Below are 665 nucleotides of genomic sequence, written 5' to 3'. Positions count from 1 at the left end.
TTTAAATGCTGTTGCATTTATTTGTTGAATCTAAGTAGCTTTTAATACCATTATTTACATAATGGTATTTTTGTTTCCAGGAATTATATACAGGAAATTCTTCTTTAGAGGTAAATTTAAAAATCAGTTTGAACATGGAAATGTTCTTGAACGTTTTCTATGGAATATTTTAACAAGTGTGTTATGTATATTTTCTTTTGGTATATTAATATATTATTTCACAGATATATATGAATACAAGTTATTTAAAACTTTAGAATACAAAGACATATACAACTTATTCAATGACTTATCTAAAAACACATTCCCTAAAAAGCTTGAAAATATAGATGGTTTAAAACTTTTTGTTCAAGTTTTTGCTTTTTTATATTTATACAGTGCGCTTCTAGGTTATTTATCGTTCTTTTTAGTAACACGATTTAAATTAGACAGACGTTTCTCCTTTTTTAGATTTAACAATCATTGGGAATACTTTGCTAATGTAAATTCAAGCAACTTTAAAAAATTAAAATTATTTAAAAGCTATGCCACATACATAGATATTCTAATCAGTAATAAGGAAGGTAAAGATTTATATCGTGGAAGACTACATGAAATTATTTATGATAAAGATAATAAGATAGAACATATCGGGAGTGTAACTTAAACTGTGTCATCTCCTGTTT

1 protein-coding gene is annotated in these 665 nt (G+C 25.1%); it reads left to right on the top strand.

Annotated elements, in window-relative coordinates:
* Nucleotides 1–70: 70 nt before the first annotated feature.
* Complete coding sequence (locus GJV77_RS14685) at nucleotides 71–646, top strand: hypothetical protein (RefSeq protein ID WP_155037073.1); 576 nt, start codon at nucleotides 71–73, stop codon at nucleotides 644–646.
* Nucleotides 647–665 lie beyond the last annotated feature (19 nt).

The organism is Myroides pelagicus, assembly GCF_009711055.1.
In the GTDB taxonomy this organism is placed as follows: Bacteria; Bacteroidota; Bacteroidia; order Flavobacteriales; family Flavobacteriaceae; genus Flavobacterium; species Flavobacterium pelagicum.
This window is presented reverse-complemented; position numbering and strand designations above follow the sequence as displayed.